The organism is Pseudomonas sp. Emmai, assembly GCF_055179735.1.
In genome coordinates this window covers 3,380,014-3,403,089 of record NZ_CM143685.1, presented here as the reverse complement: position 1 = coordinate 3,403,089, position 23,076 = coordinate 3,380,014, and the positions used below count along the sequence as shown (strand labels likewise).

Sequence of the window (23,076 nt, the reverse complement as noted above, 5' to 3'; positions counted from 1 at the left end):
TTCGATTCACGGACAAGTCCTACAGCAGATATCGAATCGACTGACTTCGCCAACACGTAGCTTCACGCAAAGTCCCGTGCCTTAAACAGACACAGGGATTTGCGGATGTTTAGTACGGCCAACGACGTCGAGTTCAGGCTCGACATTGCAGGTTTTTCCGACGACCTTCAGGTGCTCGAATTCCGGGCCAGGGAAGCGCTGAACCAGCCTTACGAGGTCAAGCTCGACCTGATCAGCGAGCGCCCCGCGCTGGACCTGGAGTCGCTGCTGCATCGCCCGGCGTTTCTGGCGTTTGGCCCCGACAATAGCGGCCTTCATGGCCAGGTCTATCGAGTCGCGCAAGGCGACTCGGGCAAACGCCTGACCCACTACCAGATCACCCTGGTTCCCCGCCTCGCCTATCTCGCGCACCGCCACAACCAACGGATTTTCCAGCACCTGAGCGTGCCGAAAATCATCGAACGCGTGCTGATTGACCATGGCCTGCACGCTGACACATGGCGCTTCCAGCTCGGCGCCACGTACCGGCCACGGCTCTACTGCGTGCAATACAACGAGTCAGACCTGTATTTCATTCAACGACTGTGTGAGGAAGAAGGCCTGCACTTTCATTTCCAGCACAGCGCCACCGGGCATGTGCTGGTGTTTGGCGACGACCAGACGGTATTCCCGAAACCCTCGGGCCCGACCGCTTATGTCCCGGGCAGCGGCATGGTCGCCGACACCCCTGTCATCGATCGCTTCCAGATCAGCCTGGAAACCCGCACCACCCACGTCAGTCGGCGTGATTACAACTTCGAAAAGCCCCGCGCCCCCCTCGAAAGCGAGAGCAAGAGCCCACTGTTGCCGCACCTGGAGGACTACGCCTTCCCAGGGCAATTCACCGAGCGTGAACGGGGCAAGCAGTTGGCCAGGCGCGCACTGGAACGCCATCGCGCCGATTACCGGCAAGCCCGGGGGCGCAGTGATCAACACGCCCTGCGCAGCGGACATTTCGTTGACATGGCCGAACACTCACGCGATGACTGGAATGGTTTGTGGTTATTGACTGAGGTCCAGCACGCCGGGAAACAACCCCAGGTCCTGGAAGAATCAGTGACAGACGCTGATCCCGAGGATGGCTTCAGCCAGGGCTACCGCAATCAGTTCGTCGCAACGCCATGGGACGTGATCTTCCGCCCTCCCCTTGAACACCCAAAACCCCGGATAAACGGCAACCAACACGCCGTCGTCACCGGACCGCCCGGTGAAGAAATCTATTGCGATGAGTACGGCCGGGTAAAAGTCCGACTGCTCTGGGACCGCGACGGCGAGAACAGCGAGCACTCAAGTTGCTGGCTGCGCGTCGCCACGGGCTGGGCCAATGATCGCCATGGCAGCGTGCTGATCCCGCGCGTCGGCATGGAAGTGCTGGTGGGCTTCAGCGACGGCGATCCCGATAAACCCTTCGTACTCGGCTGTTTGCCCAATGCGGCGACACCGGTGCCGCTGGACTTGCCCGCCGAGCAGACGAAAAGCATTTTGCGCAGCCACAGCAGTCCCGGCGGTGGCGGTTACAACGAGTTGCGCATCGAGGACCGGGCCGGAGCGGAGGAAATCGCCCTGCGTGCCCAGCGCGATTTCGTCCAGCTCGTGCTCAACGACGAGCGCATTCAAGTCGATCACCAGCGCACGGTCGTGGTCGGCGGCACCGCCAGCCACGACCTGCGCGGCGAAGAACACCACCTCACCCACGGCAATCGCCTCACCGAACTCAAGCAGGACGATCATTTGCTGGTGCTGGGTGAGCAACACATCCGCGTCACCAGTCAGCGACTCAATGCCTCGCAGCACATTCACCTCAGTGCCGGGCAGCAAGTCGTCGTTGAAGGTGGATTGCACCTCACGCTCAAGGCCGGCGGGCAATGGCTGACGCTGGGGCCGGACGGCATTTTCAGCAGCGTACCGATTGCGCAGGGTGGCGCCCCGGCCGCTGGCTTGCCGGCAGAGCCGTTGATGCCGGGCGCATTGCCGCTGCTGCAGGTCACTTTCGACGTCGCCCAGCAGCGACAGGCCCTGATCTCCACGCGCAGCTCTCGCTGCCTGATTTGCGAGGCAGCCCAGGCATGAAGCTCTCGACCGCTTTACCTGCCGACCTGCCCTGGAACGAGCACCAGGCTTTTGTGTTGCTCGACGGCGCGACCCTGAGTGATTTGCCGCAGCGTCTGAAACGACTGAGTCCCGGCGCAAACGTCGTCGCGCTGTATGACTGTCCGTCCTTCATCGCGCTGCGGGATATTTCACCGCTGTTAGTGACCGTTCAACAGCCCGACGAGCCGCTTGTTCAGTTCTATCGGGAGCACGCACACGAGGAATGGGGTGTGCTGTTGTTCAGTCTGGCGTCTGCGCATGAGGTCGCTGAACACCTGCGCAAATTGCTGACGGTTGAATTGCCAGAGGGGCTGCCGGTTATTCTGCGTCTGGCCGATGCCGGCGTGGTACGAACACTGTTCGGCAGCGGCGATCAGCGATTGTATGGGCCTCTGTCGTGCGTGGTGACAGCCGACAGCGTCGAGGCGGATTGGCAGCGCCATCAACCACGGCAGGCCGAGCGCCCTGACCTGCCGACGCCCTATCGTCTGAGTCCGGAACAGAACACCGCGCTGGACCACGCCGATCAGCGCCGCGCGCTGCTCGAACTCGATGCACACCTGCTCACGTACTTTCCCGAACAACATCGCGGCGACACCGTGGCCCTGCGTTGGCCAACGCTCGAGCAGCTATTCGAAGAGGCCCACGCCCTCGGCTTGAGCAGCCAGTCCGAATTGTTCTATTACGCCAACGTCATGACCTGGCTGGACGGCTCACCGCTCGATCAGCACCCGCACATCAACCGCTTGCTGCACACGCCGTCGCTGCAATCGCCCGGCGAGCGCGTTGCGCTGGCCGCTGACCTCGCCCATCAGTGGGCCATCCAACGGGGCCGCCCATGACTTCACCCGCCAACCTCGCCGCGGCTGCGGCGCCCAAGACCGCCATCGGCTCACCCGGGGCCTGCCCGTTGCGCCAAACCCACGTGCAGCTTCTGCCTGTACGTTATGGCCTGGTGGAAAAACCCCTCGATCCGGGCCCCGACTTGAAACGGCCCTACGCTCTGCAAACCCGGCCACTGGGCATCCGTCTGCTGCGCGATGGCTGGCTGTACGTGATCGACAGCGTCACCGGCCACTTGCACGAGTACCGCGTACTCGATGGGATGATCAGCGCCTTGCTGCACAAGGGCGCCAAGGTCAATGGCGATCAGCGTATGCCTATCGAAGAGCGGCCGGCGCTGGTGTTTTCACGGCGTAGCCTTTTGCACATGTGCTTCGCCGAGGTGCAGTGGACCGCTGCCAAATGCGCGCAAGTGACTGACAGCCGCGAGGAGCGCGACCACTTCATGCAAGCCGTCGACCTCGGCCCGGTGAATTGCGAAACCGGTGGCGAGCACCTGTTGACGGTCGAGCAAACCCGTCAGTGGCTGGCAGAAATTGCGACGGTGCCGACCCAGCAGGCGCAAGCCGAAAAAGACCGCGCCGAGCATGGGGAAGCATCGCCACCGGACGCCGTTCTACTGCCTACTGTGCAGGTCAGCGACGTTCCCGCCCACGAGCGCGAACCCTATTTGTGGGAACAACCCCGGCGCTTTCGCGAGGCGCACATCGGCGAGTTTCTCGGGCGGGTGCGCCCGGCTTATCAGGACGACACGCTGTTTCTCGTGGTGCAGGACGACCTCGGCGTGCTGCGCGACCTCGCTGACTATCAAGACAACGTGGTCGGCTGGGTCGATGATTGGAGCAATGCCGGCCACAACGAGCGCAATTACCTGCTGGCCTGCTACATCGAGTCCTTGAGCCTGCTCAGTCCGGCAGATGTCGACACATTGGCCGAGGCCAGCAGCGACCCCAGGGTCAAGGCCCTGCTGGGCGATCTGGAACAGTTACCCGAACCGGATCGGGAGCAGACACGCAAAGCCTTGCTCGACTACCTGAACAAGGGCGGCAACGTCGAACCGCCGGATGCCCCGGTGACACCGGAGCTGGCGCAGTTGCGCAAGCAGGCCCACGCCGAAGCGTTCGAAATGGCCAAGTACCAGGGCGCCAGCCCCGATTTCACCGGGCACAGCCGCGCCAGTGATGATGCCGATCGCCGTTACTACGCCCGTCGGCACTTTGCGGTGGCCCCGGCGGACTTCGTCGAACGCCACCTCGACACACTGGTCATGCTCGGCAGAGAGCAAAACAAACGCATCCAGGAGGTGGTTGAAGGCTCCCGTTTCAGCGGCAAACGCGGGATCAACGACTTCATCGACCGCCCGGCCATGGACGATGAACTGTTTCAGCACCGGGTCGACCTCGGCCGCTGGAATCGCTTGCTTGAGCGCATCACTGCCGACCGCACGATGCTGGTGTGCGCCGGTCGCTACCACCGTTCGGCCTGGTACTACGACGCGCACGAACCGGCGCAACTGGGCCAAGTGTTCAGCGCCGAATACGCCTGCCTCAAAGACATCTGCCGCAGCGACCACGCCAGCGAAAAAATCCTCGGTTTTCTGGAAGAACATCCGGAACTGACGCGGCCCTTGTTCTACACCTTGCCGCTGCGCCTGCAGCCGGAACAGGCCGTGCAATACACCCTGTTCTTCAATGCCGGCATGGGCGTGTTCAACAACTTGCCACGCTGGCTCGGCGAGCTGAAGAACATCGAACAACCGCACCTGCCGGCCCTCGACGACTTACCCGAGCACACCCGCGCCGTGGCCGACGCGGCCCAGCATAGTCTCAGCCCGGCGCTGAACCTGGGCCTGAGCCGGGCGCTGGAAGGCTTCGACCTGACGGCAGAAAAAATCCCCGACCTCGACGAACTGTTCCGGCGCCTGCCCAAAGCGCTGCACATGCGGCTACTCGATGCGGCGAAAACCACTGGCGTGACCTTCACCGTCGCCAGCCCGGCGGAACACGCGGCGCTGCAATCCAACCTCAAGGAAATAATCCGGGAGCGCGACTACCTCAAGACCTTGACCCGTGAACGCAACCAGATCACCCACAACAAAAACCGCCAGGGGCACAAGACACCACGGGCGGTGGAATTGCAGGGCGAGATTGCCCGGGTGCGTGGGCAGTTGACGCAGCTTGAAGGACGGTTGGCGGCGGCGCTGAGTCCGATTGCGGAGTTGCCGGATCAGTCGGCGCGGCTCTACGGTGCAACGCCGGCTCGAGCGGGGGTGACGGTGGTGTTTCCACCGGCGCAGCAGCAGGAGGTACGAGGGTTGTTGAGGAATATTCGGTTGGGCGTGGCGGCGGTGCCGAATGCGGGGTTGATTAGAAGCGAGGGGATGGGGTTGTTGGTGTTTTTGGTGCAGGGGGTGAATTTGGTTTCGGTTTATCGAGAGATGCAGAGTCAGACTGGTAACAGGCGAGTTTGGATGCCATTTGCGAGTGCGGCGGCGGCAACAGGGGCTGCCGGATTCGCTGCGGCTCAGAGTCTCACTGATACGGCCCTGAAAGCACGAAGTGTCGCGCTTGTCGCAGGTCTTCAGCGACACGCCTTGCAGAGTGTTCATGTGCAGATGGGGAAAATGCATATTGGGTTGGGGTTTTTTACCTACGGTTTCGGTTTTGTTGCTTCATTGCTCAGCCTTAATGCGCAACATCAAAATTGGCAGCAAGCCACCCGAAGTGGTAACGGCTCTGCACGGAATAGTGCGGCTCTCGCCGCTCTTGGGGCGAGTGGTATGGCAACTGTTAATGCCTATGGGCTTAGTCACACCGTCCGCGCCACTTTCAATGTATTGACGGCGCGAAGCGCTGAAGCACGAATAGCCGCTTGGGCAGCCGCAGGCACACGACTCTCAACTGTATTTTTTCGATTCAATCTGGCCGGAGCCTTGTTCACCGTGCTGGAACTGGGCGGTACTTGGCTTTACAACCGCTACAACATCAACGCCCACGACAAATGGCTAAAGACCACGCCGTGGAGCCTGGATACGGAGGCGCGCGGCGACCACACGCTGGACGAATACAAAAGTTATCTGGTCTTTTTGCTTCATGCGCCTTATGCCCAACTGGGTCCGAACGAGCATGACTCGTGGCTGAAAAAACTTCTGTTAAAGGCCAAACCCAAGGATATCCATCTGGTCCTGCCAGGGCTCAAGCTCAATGATTTTCAGCCGCCCTTGAATGGTCAACCTGCCCGTCGCCTGGGGATCGGCGCCCACCGTATTTCTGTCCCCCTCCACAGCCGCGGCACGCCGCGAGAACGCAGGGACGTCATCAGCGAGGAAGTGGCAAATAGCCTGCGAATTGTAGAAACGGGACCCGATCGGTTGGTTCTGTGCCTGCAATATCCACTGGATATTGATGCTGAATTTACTCCCGCTTCCGAAACACTAGAATTGACTGTCTGCCTACAGACCTTGAACCCCAATGGTGAGTGGGTTTCTCGCAATCGCATCATTTGCCTCAACCCCCGTGGCAAGGGCCATTTCCCTGTGTCGCCCTCTCAAACTGTTACTGAGCGTCCAACCATGTTGCTGGTTGAAACCCATTTGCTGGAGCTGGCCGATCATGCCCACCAAGAGTGATAGCCTCACGCCGGGCCCGCACATTGAGCAATCTCGAAAAGCTGGAGACATCGAGCCATTCCCAAGTGGGAGGATCACTTATCTGGCGCCTTTGCCATTGCCAACACCCATGCCGCCGCACGGCCCTCACATTGGGGAATTAAATGATGTGTACATGGACTTCGGACTGGGATGGCCTCAGATATTTTCATGGCAGGTGATATTAGGCGGCCCATTCAGTGTTGCCTTCTCGGTTGTGTTTTTGTTTCCATTAATTGGGGGCTTCCTAGGACTGGTACTTGGATATAGCTGGGAAGATATTAAGGACTCAATTGAAGGAATCTTTCATGCGTCCTATGGAATAGGCTCGCAAGCGGGCTTTTTAACGCTGCTCATCGGCCTCTTCACCTGGCACCACAACCACAAAAAACGCCTCCAAATCATCCCCACCCGCTTCAACCGCCAACGCCGCGAAGTCTGTTTCATGCCCGAAGACGCCACCGCACCGGTCTTCGTCCCCTGGGAGTCCCTCTCCGCCTGGGTCATCGAGTCCCAAAGCGCCACCCAGTACGGTATCCAGCGCCAATACGGCATGGGCATTGGTTTCCAGCATGGCGAAACCCTGACCAGCGTCGAATTCCCCTGCTTCGGCCTGCCCATCGCCATCAGCCACTGGGAAGCGATTCGCGGCTACATGGAATACGAAATCCACGACCTCAAGGCCATTCAGGACCTTGAAGACCTGCAACTCCCCAACGACCCGCCCCACGAAGGCCTGCACACCTTCCACAACGCCCGGGCGCGCATGCATCAGGAGATTCGCGATGGCTACCGCAACCGGCTCTCGGGGTTTTTCTGGTACCTGTACCACGTGATGACCCTATGGACGATTCCCAACTACCTGACCGAATGGGAAGTCCGCCGCCTCCAAAGGTTGGGTCCGCAGGCCATGCCCGAGGTGATGCAGCAATGGTCAGAGCCGTTGCCGAAGGCGCAATGGGCCAAGCCCAGCCCGGAGCTGCTGCGCCTGAGCGAACAAGTACGAGCGCTGCACAAGCGACAGCCGAGGCGAGCCATTACCGAGATTTTTGCTGAGGTGCGGCGATTGAATTCCGGCTGCAAGCTAAGCGGATAGCGAGGTTTTTTGTGGCGAGGGCGCTTGCTCCCGCGCCATGCCTCTGGTTTACCAGTAAACTCCCTCCCCTTTAGCCGCCATCATTTCCCACGCGGCCACTACCTTATTTCCTACGGAGTACGCCTTGCGTCTGTTCCACACCTCCGACTGGCACCTTGGGCAGAACCTGCACGGCCAGGACCGCGATTTCGAGCACGGTTGTTTTCTTGAGTGGCTGTTGCGCCAGTTGAAGCTGGACCAGCCCGACGTGCTGCTGATCGCCGGCGATATCTTTGACACGGTCAACCCGCCGGTCAAAGCCCAGGAACGCCTCTACGATTTCATCGTCAGCGCCCACGAGCAGCAGCCGTTGCTGACCATCGTGATGATCGCCGGCAACCATGACTCCGGCTCGCGGATCGAATTGCCCGCGCCTTTGATGCGGCGCCTGCGCACTCACGCGTTGGGCCGGGTGCTGTGGCTCGATGACGGTCAACTGGACGCCGAACGCCTGCTGTTGCCGCTGCCCGACGCCAAAGGCGAGATTGCCGGGTGGTGCCTGGCGTTGCCGTTCCTGCGTCCTGCCGAAGTCACGGGTGCACATCTGGGCGACAACTACTTGCGCGGCATCGGTCAGGTCCACGAATGGCTGATCGAAGCCGCGAATGCCAAGCGCAAACCAGGCCAGGCGCTGATCGCCATCAGCCACGCGCACATGGCCGGCGGTTCGGTGTCGGAAGATTCCGAGCGCAGCCTGATCATCGGCAACGCCGAAGCCCTGCCCGCCAGTCTGTTCGGGCCGAGCATCAGCTACGTGGCCCTCGGTCACTTGCACAAGCCGCAGAAGGTCAACGGTGAAGAGCGCATCCGCTACAGCGGCTCGCCGATTCCGTTGTCGTTCTCCGAGATCAACTATCAGCATCAGATTCTCGATGTCACCCTCGATGGCGAAACCCTGGTCAGCGTCGAACCAAAACTGATCCCTCGCGCCGTCAACCTGCAACGCATCGGGCCTGCGCCGCTGGCCGAGATCCTGCTGCAACTGGCCGATCTGCCGAATACCGACTTGCTCGAAGACCTGCAGCGCCAACCCTGGCTGGAAGTGCGGGTGCGCCTCGACGAGCCGCAACCGGACCTGCGTTTTCAAGTAGAAACCGCCCTGCAAGGCAAAGCCGTGCGACTGGTGCGAATCGCCGCCGAGTACGCTGGCAGCGGCGGCAAGGACGGGGCCGATGACGGCGCCACCCTGATCGAACTGGATCAACTCTCGCCCCAGGAACTGTTCAGCCGCGCCTGGCAGGACAACTACGGCAGCGAGGTCGATGAGCAAACCCTCAAGGACTTTGCCGAGCTGCTGCAAGACGTGCAGATGGAGAGCGAACAGCCATGAAGATCCTCGCGATCCGCCTGAAAAACCTCGCCTCCCTGGCCGGACCATTTGAGATCGACTTCACCGCTGAGCCCCTGGCCAGCGCGGGCTTGTTCGCCATCACCGGCCCCACCGGCGCCGGTAAAAGCACCTTGCTCGATGCGTTGTGCCTGGCCTTGTTCGGCGCCGTGCCGCGCCTGAACAACACCGGGCGCGACGCCAAAGTCCCGGACGCCGACGGCGAAATCGGCACTGGCGACCCGCGCACCTTGCTGCGTCGCGGCACCGGCGAAGGCTATGCCGAAGTGGATTTTGTCGGCATCGACGGCCGCCGCTACCGTGCGCGCTGGGAAGCCAATCGCGCCCGGGAAAAGGCTGGTGGCAAGCTGCAAGCCAGCCGCCAGAGCCTGCGCGATATCGATCAGGATCAATTGCTGGCCAGTCAGAAAGGCGAGTACAAGACCCAGCTCGAAGCCGCGCTGGGCCTGAACTTCGAACAGTTCACCCGCGCCGTGTTGCTGGCCCAGAGTGAGTTCAGTGCGTTCCTCAAGGCCGACGACAACGACCGCAGCGAACTGCTGGAAAAACTCACCGACACCGCGCTCTACACGCGTTTGGGACGGCGGGCGTACGACAAGACCAAAGAGGCCCGCGAGGCCCACAAACTGCTGCAGGACCAGGCCACTGGCGTCACGCCGCTATCGCCCGAAGCGCGCGCCGAGCTGGATGAGCGCTTCAACGAAGCTCAGCAGCAACTCAAGCTGCAACAGGCACAACTCAAGCAGCTTGAAGAGCAACACACTTGGCTCAAACAACTGCGCCAATTGCAGGACGAGCAGCAGAGCGCCACCGAGCAATTGCAATCCGCCCAACAACATTGGGAAAGCCTGGCCGGTGAGCGGCTGAAGCTCACGCGCCTGGAGCAACTGGCGCCGCAGCGGCATCAGTTTGCGCGCAAGACTGAACTCACCCACCAGCTCACGCCGCTGACCGCGCAGATTCAACAACACACGCAGCAGCAACTCGAACTGACCGAGCGCCAGACGCAACTGGAACAGAGCCTGACCAGCGCCCACACCGCGTTGACCGAGGCGCAAAACCAGCACAGCGCCAGCGCGCCGTTGCTGCGTCAGGCATTTGAAGAGCAAAGCACCCTCGCCCGTCTGGCCAAGGATGCAAGCCTGAGTGCCGACGCCAAGCAGCACGCGGAACAGGCCTGCACCCAGGGCCAAAGCACGATCCAGGGTTTGCTTGATCAGCAGAAACAAGTCGCTGCACGTCTGGAGCGCATCGCCGCAGAGCTTGAGCAAAGCACCCATCTGGCGCCGTTGAGCGATGCCTGGAACGCCTACCGTGATCGCCTGCAACAACTGATGCTGATCGGCAATCGCCTGAACAAGGGCCAGGACGAACTGGCGGCTTTGGAACAAAGCGCCACCCGCGCCGCTGAAGAACTGGCCGCGCAAAAGCAGAACCTGGAAGTGCTCTATAAAGAGGCCGGCGCCGAACCCGAAGCGGTGGCCGAGCAGATCCAGTTGCTGAGCACGCTGTTGCAGGACAACCGCAAGCAACTGCGCGCGTTCGAAGAACTGTCGCGGCTGTGGGCCAGTCAGCAGGAACTGGACAAGCGCGGCGCCGAACTTCAGCAACGCCAGCTCGCGGCCCAACAGGAACGCGAGCGCCTGACGCAGGATGGGGTGAAAACCAAGGCTGAACTGACCGTCGCCGAGCAGACCCTGACCGTTACCCGTGAGCTGCTGGAACGCCAGCGCCTGGCCCGTAGCGAAAGCGTCGAGGAACTGCGCGGGCAGTTGCAGGACGACCAGCCCTGCCCAGTGTGTGGCAGCCCGGAACATCCTTATCATCAGCCCGAAGCGCTGCTGCAAAGCCTCGGTCGCCATGATGAAAGCGAACTGACCAACGCGCAGAAAGCCGTGGATCTGCTGAAGGAAAAACTCACCGACCTGCGCACCGAAGTCGGTGGTTTGATTGCGCAGCAAAAGGAACTGCTGCAACAACAGGAACAGCTTGCCACTCAGCAACAAAGCCTGACCCCAAGCCTCGAAGCGCATCCGCTGTCCGCGACATTGCTGAATCAGGACGCCGCCAAACGTGACGCCTGGCTGACCCAACAAAACAGCCAGTTGAACCAGAGCATCACCCAGGACGAACAACGCCAGACCGCCCTGCTCACCCTGCAACAGGACGCCGCACGACTGGCGCAACAGCTGCGTAGCGCCGAAACCGCGAGCCAGCAAGCGACCCAGCACCTGAGCAATCAGCAACAGGCCTTGAGCAATGATCGCCAGCGTCTGGACGAAGAGCTGACGGCGTTCAGCAGCCTGCTCCCGGCCGATACCTTGCAAGCCTTGCGCAACGAACCGGCCGCGACCTTCTTGCAGCTCGACCGGCAGATCGCCCAGCGTCTGGAGCAACTCGAGCAGCAGCGCGATGAACTCGGCGAACAGCAACAACGCCAGCAGACGCTGGAGAAAGAACAGGATCGCCAGCTGACCCGCGCCCAGCAACTGGAAGCCGCGCAACAGCAGTTCACGGTACTGGCCGAGCAGCAACAGGCCTGTCAGCAAAAACTCGCGCAATTGCTTGGCCAACACAGCAGCGCCGAGCAATGGCAGCAGCAACTCGACCATGCCGTCGAGCAGGCGCGCCATGCCGAGGCCGTCGCCAATCAGGAACTGCAAACCGTGCGCACGCGGCTGGTGCAACTGGCCGCTGAACTCAAGGCGCAACAGGAACGTTCACAGGCGCTGGAAGCCGAAGATCGCGAGTTGAGCGCCAAGATTGCCGACTGGCGCGCGCAGCATCCGGAACTGGATGACGGCGGTCTGGAAGCGCTGTTGAGCGTCGATGATCAGCAGGTCAGCGAACTGCGCCAGCAATTGCAGCACAGCGAAAAAGCCATCGAACAAGCCAAGGTGTTGGTGCAGGAGCGGGACAAGCGCCTGCTCGCGCATCAAGCCCAACACAATGGCAACCTCGACGCCGAGCAACTGGCCAGCGCGCTGACCGAACTGCAAAACCTGTTTGCCGCCAGCGAACACCGCTGCGCTGAATTGCGCGCCGAACAGGCCGAAGATCAGCGGCGGCAGAACGCCAATCAGGCCCTGGCCCAGCAGATCGCCGACGCCTACACCGAGTATCAGCGCTGGGCGCGCTTGAATGCGTTGATCGGCTCGGCCACCGGCGACACCTTCCGCAAGATCGCCCAGGCCTACAACCTCGACCTGTTGGTGCATCACGCCAACGTGCAGTTGCGCCAACTGGTGCGGCGCTATCGCCTGAAACGCGGCGGCAGCATGCTTGGCTTGCTGGTGATGGACACGGAGATGGGCGACGAACTGCGTTCGGTGCATTCGCTGTCCGGCGGCGAGACGTTCCTGGTATCGCTGGCGTTGGCACTTGGCCTGGCGTCGATGGCGTCGAGCACGTTGAAGATCGAATCGCTGTTTATCGACGAAGGTTTCGGCAGCCTCGACCCGGAATCCCTGCAACTGGCCATGGACGCCCTCGACGGCTTGCAGGCGCAGGGGCGCAAGGTCGCGGTGATTTCCCACGTGCAGGAAATGCATGAACGGATTCCGGTGCAGATCCAGGTCCGCCGCCAGGGCAATGGCCTGAGCACTCTGGAGGTGAAATGACCACGCTGTATTCCTTCCGCCGCTGCCCCTACGCCATGCGCGCACGGATGGCTCTGCGTTATTCAGGGATTGAGGTGCGGATTGTCGAAGTCAGCCTGAAAGCCAAACCCGCCGAAATGCTCGCGCTGTCGAGCAAAGGCACGGTGCCGGTGCTGGAGGTGGATGGTCGGGTGATTGATGAAAGCCTGGACATCATGCGCTGGGCGTTGGCGCAGAATGATCCTGAGGATTGGTTGCTCAAGGATGATTCATTCGGTTCGTTATGGATGGAAAAACTGATCGTGGGCTGCGATGGGTTTTTCAAGGCCTCACTCAATCGCTACAAGTACGCCGAGCGCTACCCCGAGCAACCCATGGAGGTTTACCGCGCCGAGGGCGAGAAATTCCTGGGCAAACTCGATGAAATGTTGGGGCGTAACGAGTATTTGCTGGCCGACCATCCGTGTCTGGCGGACGTGGCGTTGATGCCTTTCGTGCGGCAGTTTGCCCATGTGGATCGGGAATGGTTCGGGCAGACGCCGTATGTTCGGTTGCAGGCCTGGCTGCAGCGCTTCCTCGATTCAGACCTGTTCACCTCTATCATGAAGAAATAGCCCGGAACCTGTAGGAGCGAAGCTTGCTCGCGAAAGCGGCCTGGCAGTCAGCATCAATGTTGAATGTGCCGACGCTTTCGCGAGCAAGCTTCGCTCCTACAGGATTGGTGTCAGGCCGGGTTTGGTGTCAGGTCAGAACGGAACACATCCCCAACGCCGAGCAATCCACCTGAAACGGCCCAAGAAATCCGGCCCGTTCCTTCAACGGTGGATTCCCCACCAACAAGCCCAACGCCTTGGCCGTCTGAATGTTGTGCGCAATGCTGTGGTTGCATTCGATAGACCGCGCCACGGACCCTGCCGAGCCCTGCCCGATCCCCAACAAAGAAGAGCCATTGGTCATGACGGCCAGGAAGGCGATGACCCCGAGTCTGCTGCCTTTCATGCGCCGATAGCCTCCACGATAGCTTCATGATCAACCAGCGCATTTTGCGTGCGGTGTTCGAACTGGATACCGGGATAGGCGACCTCGATCGGTGCTTGCCGGCCATGTTGCGACTGAGCCGTAACGCTCACCACGAGCACGATGGCCACGTAAAGACCGATGGCCAGGTAGGCACCGCGTTTGACAGAAGTGAGGATTGCGCTGGCCATGGTGTTCTCCGTGGGCATGTTTCAGTGCCCACAGGATCGATCAAAAAAACCGGTGCAACCACTCAGGGTTTTCCATAGTGACCATCAGCCTGGTTGATCATTAAAGCCGTCTATGTCAGCGCTGAAAAAAACCTATGACCCGGAGAAACACACGCGCGCGTAGGCGCTGCCGAAGGCGGCGATCTTTTGATTTTGAAAGTCAAAAGATCGCCGCCTTCGGCAGCGCCTACGGGGAGCAGCGGAGTTCGTGGATTTCAGGCTTGGGTTTTGTGGTCCAGGGCGGCGTAGAAGTTGGCGCTTTGTTGCAGGTATTTCTGGGTGTAGCTCTGGGTGTGGGATTTTTTGCTGTTGATTTCAACGTTGGCACTGGCTGGCAGGGCAACGGTGGCGGAGATAGCGGATGCGGCGATGATGGAGAAGATATTGAAGTTCATGGCGGTGTTCCTCGAAGTCAGTTGGCTTGCTTGCCTGGTTAGGCCGTGAAGCAAACTTACCCTCCGAGGGTCCGCGCCTTGAAATGCTTTGTAGCATTAGCCGATATCAGTCTCATTAATAGAAGGTTGCAGGCCCCATCAACCGGGGCCTGCGGCCTATTGACGCACCAGGAACTTGAGGTCGCTCGGGGCATCCATCGGCAATTTCTGCACGGTTTTGCCCAGCAGGCCGGTCTTGGCGTCACGCTCGACGACGACAATCTCGTTGCTTTTCTGGTTGGCGATCAACAGGAACTTGCCACTCGGGTCGAGGCTGAATTCGCGCGGGTGATCGCCTTCGACGGAACGGCGTTGCAGTTCCTTAAGCTGACCGGTGGCCGGCTCGATGGCGAACACCAGCACCTGATTGGCCGTGCCACGGTTGCTGACGTAGAGGAACTTGCCATCCTGTGAGGCGTGCAGCGCCGCGCCGGCCTTGTCGGACGTCGGTTGCCCCGCTGCCAGATCGACCATCTGGGTTTGCTTGAGCGTGCCGTCCTGGTAATCGAACACCGCGACTTGCGCACTCATTTCCATGCCCAGCCAGGCATGTTTGCCATCGGCGCTGAACAACAGATGACGCGGTCCGCTGCCCGGCGGCAACGACACAGACGCCGGGGTCGCGGGGGTCAATGGCAGTTCGGGATTGGCCTTGGGATTGAAGCGGTAGACAAAAATCTTGTCCGCCCCCAGGTCATTGGAGAACACGTACTTGCCGTCCGGCGAGGAGATCGTCGAATGCACATGCGCCGACGCCTGCCGCTCGGGATTGACCCGGCTCGACGGGTGGCTGCTCAGTTGCACCACTGACTTGAGCTTGCCGTCAGCGCCCACTGGCAACACCGCCAGGGTGCCGCCCGGGTCTTCGACGACCGAGTAATTGCTGACGAACAAGTGGCTGGCATCGCCGCTGAGGCTCGAATGGGTCGGCTCGTTGCCCAGGCTCTGGACCTGATTGATCAGCTTCAGCTCAAAGGTCTTGGGGTTGATCGCATAGCTGCTGACCTTGCCGACCGGATCAGCCTGGCCCGGACCGTTTTCGTTGACCACGAACAGGTGCTGCTGATCTTTGGAAATCGTCAGCCAGGACGGGTTTTCGCTCTTGACCACTTGCAGCGGCTTGGCGGCAATCTGCCCGGTGGCGCTGTCGAAGTTCAGGCGATAAATGCCCTGGCTCTGGCCAGCCGTGTAGGAACCGACCAGCAGTTGATAATCATCGACGGTGGCCGCCTGCACGCCCATGGCGCCGACGCTGCCGGCCATCAACAGAGGCCAGAAATTACGCATCTTCATGCTCTTCTTCCTCGTCGTCATGCCCGCCAATCGCGGCCATGCACACCAGCCGGTGCTCGCCTGAATCCCCGGTGATGAGCCAGCTTTGCAGGGTTGGATCGAAAGTCGCTGCCTCGATTTGGGCCTTGCTGAACTCCCAATGTTTCAGTGCTCGACCGTCCATGCATTCGATGTTCAGACTGTCGTCTTCTTCAGCGAGGTAAAAATCGGAGGCGTGCAAGCCATCGATTTCCAGCATGTCGCTGGTTTCGAGGGCGTTGAGCAAGGTGTCGGTTACGGCAGTCATGGCAATCAATCATTCAAGTGGAAAGGCGCAATGATAGCTCATCACACCGCCCTCACCTTGTGATCGTTCCCACGCACAGTATCCGATCGTTCCCACGCTCTGCGTGGGAATGCCTCATCGGACGCTCTGCGTTCGGCTCTGGTGGGAACGCGGAGCGTCCCGGGCTGCATTCCCACGCGGAGCGTGGGAACGATCGGTTGCAGGGGGAGTTAGAGCGCGTCGCGGGACGGCTTGCCGTCCACCAGGCGCTGAATGCGCAGCGGGTTGCCGTTCTTCAAGGGCTCCGGCAGCAAGCTGTCGGGGTAGTTCTGGAAGCACACCGGGCGCAGGAAACGGTCGATGGCCAGGGTGCCCACCGAAGTGCCGCGGGCATCGGACGTTGCCGGATACGGGCCGCCATGAACCATCGAATCACAGACTTCCACGCCAGTCGGATAACCGTTGAGCAGGATCCGCCCGACTTTCTGCTCCAGCAACGCCGTCAGCTCGCCGAACTGTTCGAAGTCCGCCGACTCGCCAATGATCGTCGCCGTCAGTTGCCCATGCAGGCCACTCAACGCCGCGCTGAGCTGTGCCTGATCCGCCACTTCGACGAACACCGTGGTCGGGCCGAACACTTCCTCCTGCAACACTTCATCGCCCTCGATCAGCAGACTCACATCGGCCTTGAACAGCTGCGGCTGGGCTTGATTGCCTTGCTGCGCACTGCCGGCCAAATGCTCGATGCCAGGATGCGCGAGCAGTTTTTGCAGGCCCTTGCCATAGCTGGCCAACGTTCCGGCATTGAGCATGGTTTGCGCTGGCTGATCAGCGATCAACGCGGCGACCTGCTGCACGAAAGCACTGAACTGCGGCGAACGAATACCGATCACCAACCCCGGATTGGTACAGAACTGACCACAGCCCTGCACCACCGAGGCCGTCAGGTCACGGGCGACGGTTTCAGCACGAGCCGCCAGGGCCTGCGGCAAGACGATCACCGGGTTGATGCTCGACATCTCGGCGAACACCGGGATCGGCTGCGGCCGTGCAGCGGCCATGTCGCACAACGCGCGACCGCCCTTGAGCGAACCGGTAAAGCCCACGGCCTGAATCGCCGGGTGCTTGACCAGCGCTTCGCCGACCCCGCCGCCAAAGATCATGTTGAACACGCCGGCGGGCATGTTGGTTTTTTCCGCGGCGCGCAGGATTGCGTCGGCGACAAGTTCAGCGGTCGCCATATGGCCGCTGTGAGCCTTGAACACCACCGGACAACCGGCGGCCAATGCCGAAGCGGTATCGCCGCCCGCCGTGGAGAACGCCAGCGGAAAGTTGCTCGCGCCGAACACCGCCACCGGACCGAGGCCGATGCGGTATTGACGCAAATCGGGGCGTGGCAACGGTTGGCGTTCAGGCAAAGCCTGATCGATGCGCGCGCCATAGAAATCGCCGCGACGCAGGACCTTGGCGAACAAACGCATCTGGCCGCTGGTGCGACCGCGCTCGCCCTGGATGCGGCCGGCCGGTAAGGCGGTTTCGCGGCAGACCACGGCGACGAAGTCATCGCCGAGGGCATCGAGTTCATCAGCGATGGTGTCGAGAAACTGCGCACGGCGCTCGGCACTCAGGCTGCGGTAAGCCGGGTAAGCGGACGCAGCAGCCTGGGCGGCAGCGTCGACTTCTTCTGGAGTGGCCTGATAAAAATCATGGGGCAGCGCCTCGCCAGTGCTGGCGTCGACGCTCTGCAGTTTGACCGCGCCGGCCGCGCTGCGCTGGCCGCCGATGTAGTTGTGACCAAGAATCTGGGTCATGCAATTCTCCTTAAAGGGTGCCGACAGTGCCGGGTTCGAACGCCGATTCAGCCGGTGCAATGCCGTTAATCAACGGCGCGCCGAATTCAGCCTGGCTGATTTCAAACACGTCACCCGGTTGGGTGCGGATGCCGTCGGCGAAGGACAGGGTCGCGGTGCCGAAGAAGTGAATGTGCACATCCCCCGGGCGCAGGAACTGGCTGTACTTGAAATGGTGGTATTCGAGGTTCGCCAGGCTGTGGCACATGTTGGCCTCGCCGCTGAGGAACTCGTTTTGCCATAACACTTCGCCGTCACGCAGGATGCGACTGGTACCTGCCAAGTGTTGGGGTAGTTCACCGACACGAAGTTCCGGGCCATAGCTGCAACTGCGCAATTTCGAGTGCGCGAGGTAAAGGTAATTCTTGCGCTCCATTACGTGGTCGGAGAACTCGTTACCCACCGCATAACCGAGGCGATAGGGCTTGCCGTCATTGCCTATGACGTAGAGGCCGCTGAGTTCCGGCTCTTCCCCGGCGTCTTCGGCGAACGGCGGCAGTGGGAACGGCTGGCCCGGTCGCACGACAATGCTGCCGTCGCCCTTGTAGAACCATTCCGGTTGCACACCCGCCTGACCGACGGCGGGTTTACCGCCCTCCACGCCCCACTTGAAGATGCGCATGGTGTCGGTCATCGCCGCTTCGTCGCCGACCTGCTGATGCATTTTGTCCCGGGCCGAGGCGCTGCCCAGGTGGGTCAGGCCGGTGCCGCTGACCAGCATGTGCGCCGGGTCCGGGTGATCCAGGGGTGGCAGGATGCGCAGGTCGGTCAGCAGTTGCGCGTAATCGTGACTGATGCCCAGGCCGAGGGCCTCGACTTGCTGTTGCAGGCCGATCCCCGCCTCGATTGCCGCCAGTGCCAGGTCTCGCACCGAGCGCGCTTCCTGGACTTCCCGGACCACGTCGTCCTCGACCACGCCGATGCGGCGTTCGCCGTTAACCAATTCGAACTGAACTAAACGCATGATTTTCTCCTGTGACACAAAACGATCGTTGTAGGCGCAAAGCTTGCTCGCGATGGCGGATTAACATTCAACCTCTGCGTGGGCTGACACACCGCCGTCGCGAGCAAGCTTTGCTCCTACAGGTTTGGGGTCAGGTGCGGGCGCTGGCAGCGAACTGATCCGTGGGCAACACGTGTTTGCGCTCCAGCAAGCGATAGACCACACCGGTCAGCACCAGCCCGAACACCATCACCCCGGACAGGAAATACAGCCCGGACGCGAGGTTGCCGGTGTATTCCTTTAACGCACCAATCACGAACGGCCCGATATAGCCGCCGAGGTTGCCCACCGAGTTGATCAACGCAATCCCCGCCGCCGCACTGGCCCCGGCAAAGAACCGCCCCGGCAAGGTCCAGAACACCGCCGTGCAGGAAAACAGCGCGAACGCCACCAGGCACAACGCGGCCAGTTGCGCCACCGGCAACGTCAGCCAGGCGCTAAGGAACAGGCCGATGGCGCCCAACACGTAGAGCACCGCCAAGTGGCCGTAGCGATCATTCAAGCGGTCGGAACTGCGCGGGATGATCAGCAAACCGATGATCCCGAAGATGTACGGCACCGATGACACGAAACCGGTCACCAGATCGGTGCCGCCGAACTGTTTGATCAGCGTCGGCAACCACAGGCCCAGGCCATAGATGCTCAACGTCACTGGCAGATAGAACAGCGCCAACAGCAAGACCCGTTTGTCTTTCAGCGCATGCAGCGGATTGCCGTGGCGGGTCTGGCCATATTCCTCAAGGTCTTTCTTCAGCTCGCCGGTCAGCCAGTCCTTCTCGGCCTGGTCCATCCATTTCACTTGTTGCGGACCGTCCGGCAACCAGCGCAGCACCGGCCAGGTCAGCAGGATCGCCGGGGTGCCGATGACGATGAACAACCATTGCCAGCCATGCAGGCCGAGGGTGCCGTCCATGCCGAGCAAACCGCCGGACACCGGGCCGGTGATCATCATCGCAATGGGCTGGGACAGGATGAACAACCCGAGGATCTTGCCGCGATGGCGCACCGGGAACCATTGGGTGATGTAGTACAGAACGCCCGGAAAGAACCCGGCTTCGGCAGCACCGAGCAGGAAGCGCATCACATAGAAGCTGTGCGGGCCCTGGACGAACGCCATACCGATGGTGATCGCGCCCCAGGTGATCATGATCCGCGCAAACCAGCGCCGGGCGCCGAAGCGTTCGAGCATCAGGTTGCTGGGGATTTCCAGCAGGAAGTAGCCGATGAAGAACAGCCCGGCGCCGAGGCCGTAGGCCGCATCACCAATGCCGATATCGGCGCCCATGTGCAGCTTGGCGAAGCCGACGGCGGAGCGATCCACATAGGCGATCAGGTACAGCAGGATCAGGAAGGGAATCAGTTTCAGCGTGATGCGACGAATAAGCCGCAGTTCCTGGCTCATAGAATCGGTCTCCGATTGTTGTTGTTATAGAACCTCGGGGGACGCCTCTCACGGAAAACCGCCAGGGCCAATCCCTCCATCGAAAACGACTATATAGTAATACTAATTAACCAACAACGCTTCCAAAGCGTCGACTTTGCGCTTATGTTACTCATCAGATAGAACAATATAGTCATACAATAAGAGAATCGATCATGTCTGATAAGAAACCCACCCTGCGCTCCGCCCAATGGTTTGGCACCGCCGACAAGAACGGCTTCATGTACCGCAGCTGGATGAAGAATCAGGGCATCGCCGACCATCAGTTCCACGGCAAGCCGATCATCGGCATCTGCAACACCTGGTCGGAACTGACCCCGTGCAACGCGCACTTCCGGCAGATTGCCGAGCACGTCAAACGCGGAGTGATCGAGGCGGGCGGCTGGCCGGTGGAATTCCCGGTGTTCTCCAACGGCGAATCGAACCTGCGCCCCACCGCCATGTTCACCCGCAACCTGACGAGCATGGACGTTGAAGAAGCGATTCGCGGCAACCCGATCGATGGCGTGGTGCTGCTGACCGGTTGCGACAAAACCACCCCGGCGCTGCTGATGGGCGCGGCCAGTTGCGACGTGCCGGCCATCGTTGTCACCGGCGGGCCGATGCTCAATGGCAAGCACAAGGGCCAGGACATTGGTTCGGGCACCGTGGTCTGGCAGCTCAGCGAACAAGTGAAAGCCGGCACCATCACCCTCGACGATTTCCTCGCGGCCGAGGGCGGCATGTCCCGCTCGGCCGGCACCTGCAACACCATGGGCACCGCCTCGACCATGGCTTGCATGGCCGAAGCACTGGGCACTTCCCTGCCCCACAACGCGGCGATTCCGGCGGTGGATGCGCGGCGTTATGTGTTGGCGCATATGTCCGGCATGCGCGCGGTGGAGATGGTTCGCGAAGATCTGCGACTGTCGAAAATCCTCACTAAAGAAGCCTTCGAAAATGCGATTCGGGTCAACGCCGCCATCGGTGGTTCGACCAACGCGGTGATCCACTTGAAAGCCATCGCAGGGCGCATCGGCGTTGAGCTGGAGCTCGACGACTGGACCCGCATGGGGCGCGGCATGCCGACCATCGTCGACCTGCAACCGTCCGGGCGTTTCCTGATGGAAGAGTTCTACTACGCCGGGGGGTTGCCCGCCGTGCTGCGTCGTCTGGGCGAAGCCAACCTGATCCCGCACCCGAACGCCTTGACCGTCAACGGCAAGACCCTCGGCGAGAACACCAAGGACGCGCCGATCTACGGTCAGGACGAAGTGATCCGCACCCTCGACAACCCGATCCGCGCCGACGGCGGCATCTGCGTCCTGCGCGGCAACCTCGCGCCACTCGGTGCGGTGCTCAAACCGTCCGCTGCCAGCGCCGAACTGATGCAGCATCGCGGCCGCGCCGTGGTGTTCGAGAACTTCGACATGTACAAGGCGCGGATCAACGATCCGGAACTGGACGTGGATGCGAACTCGATCCTGGTCATGAAAAACTGCGGACCGAAGGGTTATCCGGGCATGGCGGAAGTCGGCAACATGGGCTTGCCGGCCAAGCTGCTGGCCCAGGGTGTGACCGACATGGTGCGGATTTCCGATGCACGCATGAGCGGCACGGCGTATGGCACCGTCGTGTTGCACGTGGCGCCGGAAGCCGCGGCCGGCGGGCCGTTGGCGGTGGTGCAGGAAGGTGACTTCATTGAGCTGGATTGCGCCAGCGGGCGGTTGCACCTGGACATTCCGGATGCGGAACTGGCGGCGCGGATGGCGGATTTGCGGCCGCCGGAGAATTTGATCGTCGGCGGTTATCGTCAGCTGTACATCGACCATGTGCTACAGGCGGATCAGGGTTGCGATTTTGACTTCCTCGTTGGTTGCCGAGGCTCCGAAGTGCCTCGTCACTCCCACTAACCCCTTCGCCCGATCGTTCCCACGCTCTGCGTGGGAATGCAGCCCGGGATGCTCCGCGTCCCATTGGAACGCGGAGCGTCCCTTTAGGCATTCCCGCGCAGAGCGTGGGAACGATCTCTGCGCGCCTGCTATCATGCGCAACACCCCCACCCGCCCAGGATCGCGCCGTTCCCCATGGATTACCGCAAACCTTCCGACCGCAAAAGCATGCACTCGCGCATCGTCCAGGAACTGGGCATGCAGATCGTCTCCGGACGCTTCAAGCCCGACGACAAACTGCCCGCCGAAGCCCTGTTGTGCGAAGAGTACGCGGTCAGCCGGCCGGTATTGCGCGAAGCCACCCGGGTGCTGGTCGCCAAGGGCCTGGTGTATTCCCGCCCGCGAGTCGGCACGGTGGTCAAGGCGCGCAAGGAATGGCACATGCTCGACCCGGACGTGCTGCACTGGCTGATGCAAAGCAGCCCGCAGAATGAGTTCTTCGGCTTGTTGACCAGCGTGCGCAGCATTATCGAACCGGCCGCCGCCGCCCTCGCCGCGCAGTACGCCACCGACGCCGACATCGCCTCCATCGGCGAAGCCTATCAACGCATGGAAGCCGCACCGACCCCGGAAGCCCTGCTGCAACCGGACCTGGATTTCCACAGCCGCATCGCAGATGCGACCCACAACGACCTGCTGGCCAACCTGTGCAACATGCTCTCGGTGGCGATTGCCGAGGCGTTGAAGCATTCCAACCAACGGCCGAACCTGCATGAACTGGCGCTGCCACGGCACAAGGCGATCCTCACCGCCATCGAGAATCGCGATGCCCTCGGCGCGCGGCACGCCACCCTCGTGCAGCTCGACGATGCGCGCAGTGCGTTGAATGTGGTGCTGGGCAGCGATTCAACCAACAACCACTAACCCCGCGCGAATCAAAAAATGTGCGGTAACGGGATACCGCACAGCCC

Annotated in this window: 17 protein-coding genes; 9 read left to right on the top strand and 8 right to left on the bottom strand. The window is 61.3% G+C overall.

Features of this window, described 5'->3' with window-relative positions; all coding sequences use genetic code 11:
• Window positions 1-105: 105 nt before the first annotated feature.
• The 7 genes from ACY4LX_RS15700 to ACY4LX_RS15670 all read left to right on the top strand — a co-directional run bounded on the left by ACY4LX_RS15700 (window position 106) and on the right by ACY4LX_RS15670 (window position 13,315).
• A complete protein-coding gene (locus ACY4LX_RS15700; RefSeq protein WP_463260476.1) occupies window positions 106-2,109 on the top strand; it encodes a type VI secretion system Vgr family protein in 2,004 nt (667 codons plus the stop codon).
• Complete coding sequence (locus ACY4LX_RS15695; RefSeq protein ID WP_463260475.1) at window positions 2,106-2,972, top strand: DUF4123 domain-containing protein; 867 nt, start codon at window positions 2,106-2,108, stop codon at window positions 2,970-2,972. Before ACY4LX_RS15700 ends, ACY4LX_RS15695 begins: the two co-directional genes overlap by 4 nt.
• Window positions 2,969-6,601: a toxin VasX gene (locus ACY4LX_RS15690; RefSeq protein WP_463260474.1), complete on the top strand. Its 3,633-nt coding sequence runs from the start codon at window positions 2,969-2,971 to the stop codon at window positions 6,599-6,601. Before ACY4LX_RS15695 ends, ACY4LX_RS15690 begins: the two co-directional genes overlap by 4 nt.
• Window positions 6,585-7,715 (top strand): hypothetical protein, encoded by a 1,131-nt coding sequence (locus ACY4LX_RS15685; protein ID WP_463260473.1) that lies wholly within the window; start codon window positions 6,585-6,587, stop codon window positions 7,713-7,715. Before ACY4LX_RS15690 ends, ACY4LX_RS15685 begins: the two co-directional genes overlap by 17 nt.
• 124 nt (window positions 7,716-7,839) lie before the next feature.
• Entirely contained in the window at window positions 7,840-9,084 is a 1,245-nt protein-coding gene (locus ACY4LX_RS15680) for an exonuclease SbcCD subunit D C-terminal domain-containing protein (RefSeq protein ID WP_463260472.1), read from the top strand.
• Window positions 9,081-12,722, top strand: coding sequence for an AAA family ATPase (locus ACY4LX_RS15675; RefSeq protein WP_463260471.1), 3,642 nt, complete (start codon window positions 9,081-9,083; stop codon window positions 12,720-12,722). The genes ACY4LX_RS15680 and ACY4LX_RS15675 overlap by 4 nt, the downstream gene beginning before the upstream one ends.
• Window positions 12,719-13,315 carry a glutathione S-transferase gene (locus ACY4LX_RS15670; RefSeq protein WP_463260470.1) on the top strand — a complete coding sequence of 199 codons (597 nt, stop codon included), beginning with the start codon at window positions 12,719-12,721 and terminating at the stop codon, window positions 13,313-13,315. Before ACY4LX_RS15675 ends, ACY4LX_RS15670 begins: the two co-directional genes overlap by 4 nt.
• A gap of 127 nt (window positions 13,316-13,442) precedes the next feature.
• Here ACY4LX_RS15670 and ACY4LX_RS15665 read toward each other — a convergent pair whose 3' ends face one another.
• The 8 genes from ACY4LX_RS15665 to ACY4LX_RS15630 form a co-directional block, all read right to left on the bottom strand.
• Window positions 13,443-13,700, bottom strand: coding sequence for a hypothetical protein (locus ACY4LX_RS15665; RefSeq protein ID WP_463260469.1), 258 nt, complete (start codon window positions 13,698-13,700; stop codon window positions 13,443-13,445).
• Entirely contained in the window at window positions 13,697-13,909 is a 213-nt protein-coding gene (locus ACY4LX_RS15660; RefSeq protein ID WP_463260468.1) for a hypothetical protein, read from the bottom strand. Before ACY4LX_RS15660 ends, ACY4LX_RS15665 begins: the two co-directional genes overlap by 4 nt.
• A 254-nt stretch (window positions 13,910-14,163) precedes the next feature.
• On the bottom strand, window positions 14,164-14,343 hold the full coding sequence (locus ACY4LX_RS15655) for a hypothetical protein (protein ID WP_054047590.1): 180 nt from the start codon (window positions 14,341-14,343) through the stop codon (window positions 14,164-14,166).
• Window positions 14,344-14,499: 156 nt separating this feature from the next.
• A complete protein-coding gene (locus ACY4LX_RS15650; RefSeq protein ID WP_463260467.1) occupies window positions 14,500-15,675 on the bottom strand; it encodes a lactonase family protein in 1,176 nt (391 codons plus the stop codon).
• Complete coding sequence (locus ACY4LX_RS15645) at window positions 15,662-15,961, bottom strand: DUF5629 family protein (RefSeq protein WP_463260466.1); 300 nt, start codon at window positions 15,959-15,961, stop codon at window positions 15,662-15,664. The genes ACY4LX_RS15650 and ACY4LX_RS15645 overlap by 14 nt, the downstream gene beginning before the upstream one ends.
• Before the next feature lie 209 nt (window positions 15,962-16,170).
• The gene (locus tag ACY4LX_RS15640) at window positions 16,171-17,751 is read right to left on the bottom strand and encodes an aldehyde dehydrogenase (NADP(+)) (protein WP_463260465.1); all 1,581 of its coding nucleotides are present in this window, start codon (window positions 17,749-17,751) and stop codon (window positions 16,171-16,173) included.
• A gap of 10 nt (window positions 17,752-17,761) precedes the next feature.
• Window positions 17,762-18,754 (bottom strand): AraD1 family protein, encoded by a 993-nt coding sequence (gene araD1, locus ACY4LX_RS15635; protein WP_463260464.1) that lies wholly within the window; start codon window positions 18,752-18,754, stop codon window positions 17,762-17,764.
• Window positions 18,755-18,884: 130 nt separating this feature from the next.
• Window positions 18,885-20,195, bottom strand: a complete 1,311-nt coding sequence (locus ACY4LX_RS15630; protein WP_149658274.1) for an MFS transporter — start codon at window positions 20,193-20,195, stop codon at window positions 18,885-18,887.
• Between the two features lie 194 nt (window positions 20,196-20,389).
• Between ACY4LX_RS15630 and ACY4LX_RS15625 the strand changes: the two genes are divergently transcribed.
• Both ACY4LX_RS15625 and ACY4LX_RS15620 read left to right on the top strand, forming a co-directional pair.
• Entirely contained in the window at window positions 20,390-22,126 is a 1,737-nt protein-coding gene (locus tag ACY4LX_RS15625; RefSeq protein ID WP_463260463.1) for an IlvD/Edd family dehydratase, read from the top strand.
• A gap of 174 nt (window positions 22,127-22,300) precedes the next feature.
• Window positions 22,301-23,029, top strand: coding sequence for a FadR/GntR family transcriptional regulator (locus ACY4LX_RS15620; RefSeq protein WP_149658276.1), 729 nt, complete (start codon window positions 22,301-22,303; stop codon window positions 23,027-23,029).
• Window positions 23,030-23,076: the final 47 nt, after the last annotated feature.

Excerpts from the sequence above, each read along its gene's own strand:
- ACY4LX_RS15700 (WP_463260476.1), top strand. The coding sequence starts at position 106 with ATGTTTAGTACGGCCAACGACGTCGAGTTCAGGCTCGACATTGCAGGT.
- ACY4LX_RS15695 (WP_463260475.1), top strand. The coding sequence starts at position 2,106 with ATGAAGCTCTCGACCGCTTTACCTGCCGACCTGCCCTGGAACGAGCAC.
- ACY4LX_RS15690 (WP_463260474.1), top strand. The coding sequence starts at position 2,969 with ATGACTTCACCCGCCAACCTCGCCGCGGCTGCGGCGCCCAAGACCGCC.
- ACY4LX_RS15685 (WP_463260473.1), top strand. The coding sequence starts at position 6,585 with ATGCCCACCAAGAGTGATAGCCTCACGCCGGGCCCGCACATTGAGCAA.
- ACY4LX_RS15675 (WP_463260471.1), top strand. The coding sequence starts at position 9,081 with ATGAAGATCCTCGCGATCCGCCTGAAAAACCTCGCCTCCCTGGCCGGA.
- ACY4LX_RS15670 (WP_463260470.1), top strand. The coding sequence starts at position 12,719 with ATGACCACGCTGTATTCCTTCCGCCGCTGCCCCTACGCCATGCGCGCA.
- ACY4LX_RS15665 (WP_463260469.1), bottom strand. The coding sequence starts at position 13,700 with ATGAAAGGCAGCAGACTCGGGGTCATCGCCTTCCTGGCCGTCATGACC.
- ACY4LX_RS15660 (WP_463260468.1), bottom strand. The coding sequence starts at position 13,909 with ATGGCCAGCGCAATCCTCACTTCTGTCAAACGCGGTGCCTACCTGGCC.
- ACY4LX_RS15655 (WP_054047590.1), bottom strand. The coding sequence starts at position 14,343 with ATGAACTTCAATATCTTCTCCATCATCGCCGCATCCGCTATCTCCGCC.
- ACY4LX_RS15650 (WP_463260467.1), bottom strand. The coding sequence starts at position 15,675 with ATGAAGATGCGTAATTTCTGGCCTCTGTTGATGGCCGGCAGCGTCGGC.
- ACY4LX_RS15645 (WP_463260466.1), bottom strand. The coding sequence starts at position 15,961 with ATGACTGCCGTAACCGACACCTTGCTCAACGCCCTCGAAACCAGCGAC.
- ACY4LX_RS15640 (WP_463260465.1), bottom strand. The coding sequence starts at position 17,751 with ATGACCCAGATTCTTGGTCACAACTACATCGGCGGCCAGCGCAGCGCG.
- araD1 (WP_463260464.1), bottom strand. The coding sequence starts at position 18,754 with ATGCGTTTAGTTCAGTTCGAATTGGTTAACGGCGAACGCCGCATCGGC.
- ACY4LX_RS15630 (WP_149658274.1), bottom strand. The coding sequence starts at position 20,195 with ATGAGCCAGGAACTGCGGCTTATTCGTCGCATCACGCTGAAACTGATT.
- ACY4LX_RS15625 (WP_463260463.1), top strand. The coding sequence starts at position 20,390 with ATGTCTGATAAGAAACCCACCCTGCGCTCCGCCCAATGGTTTGGCACC.
- ACY4LX_RS15620 (WP_149658276.1), top strand. The coding sequence starts at position 22,301 with ATGGATTACCGCAAACCTTCCGACCGCAAAAGCATGCACTCGCGCATC.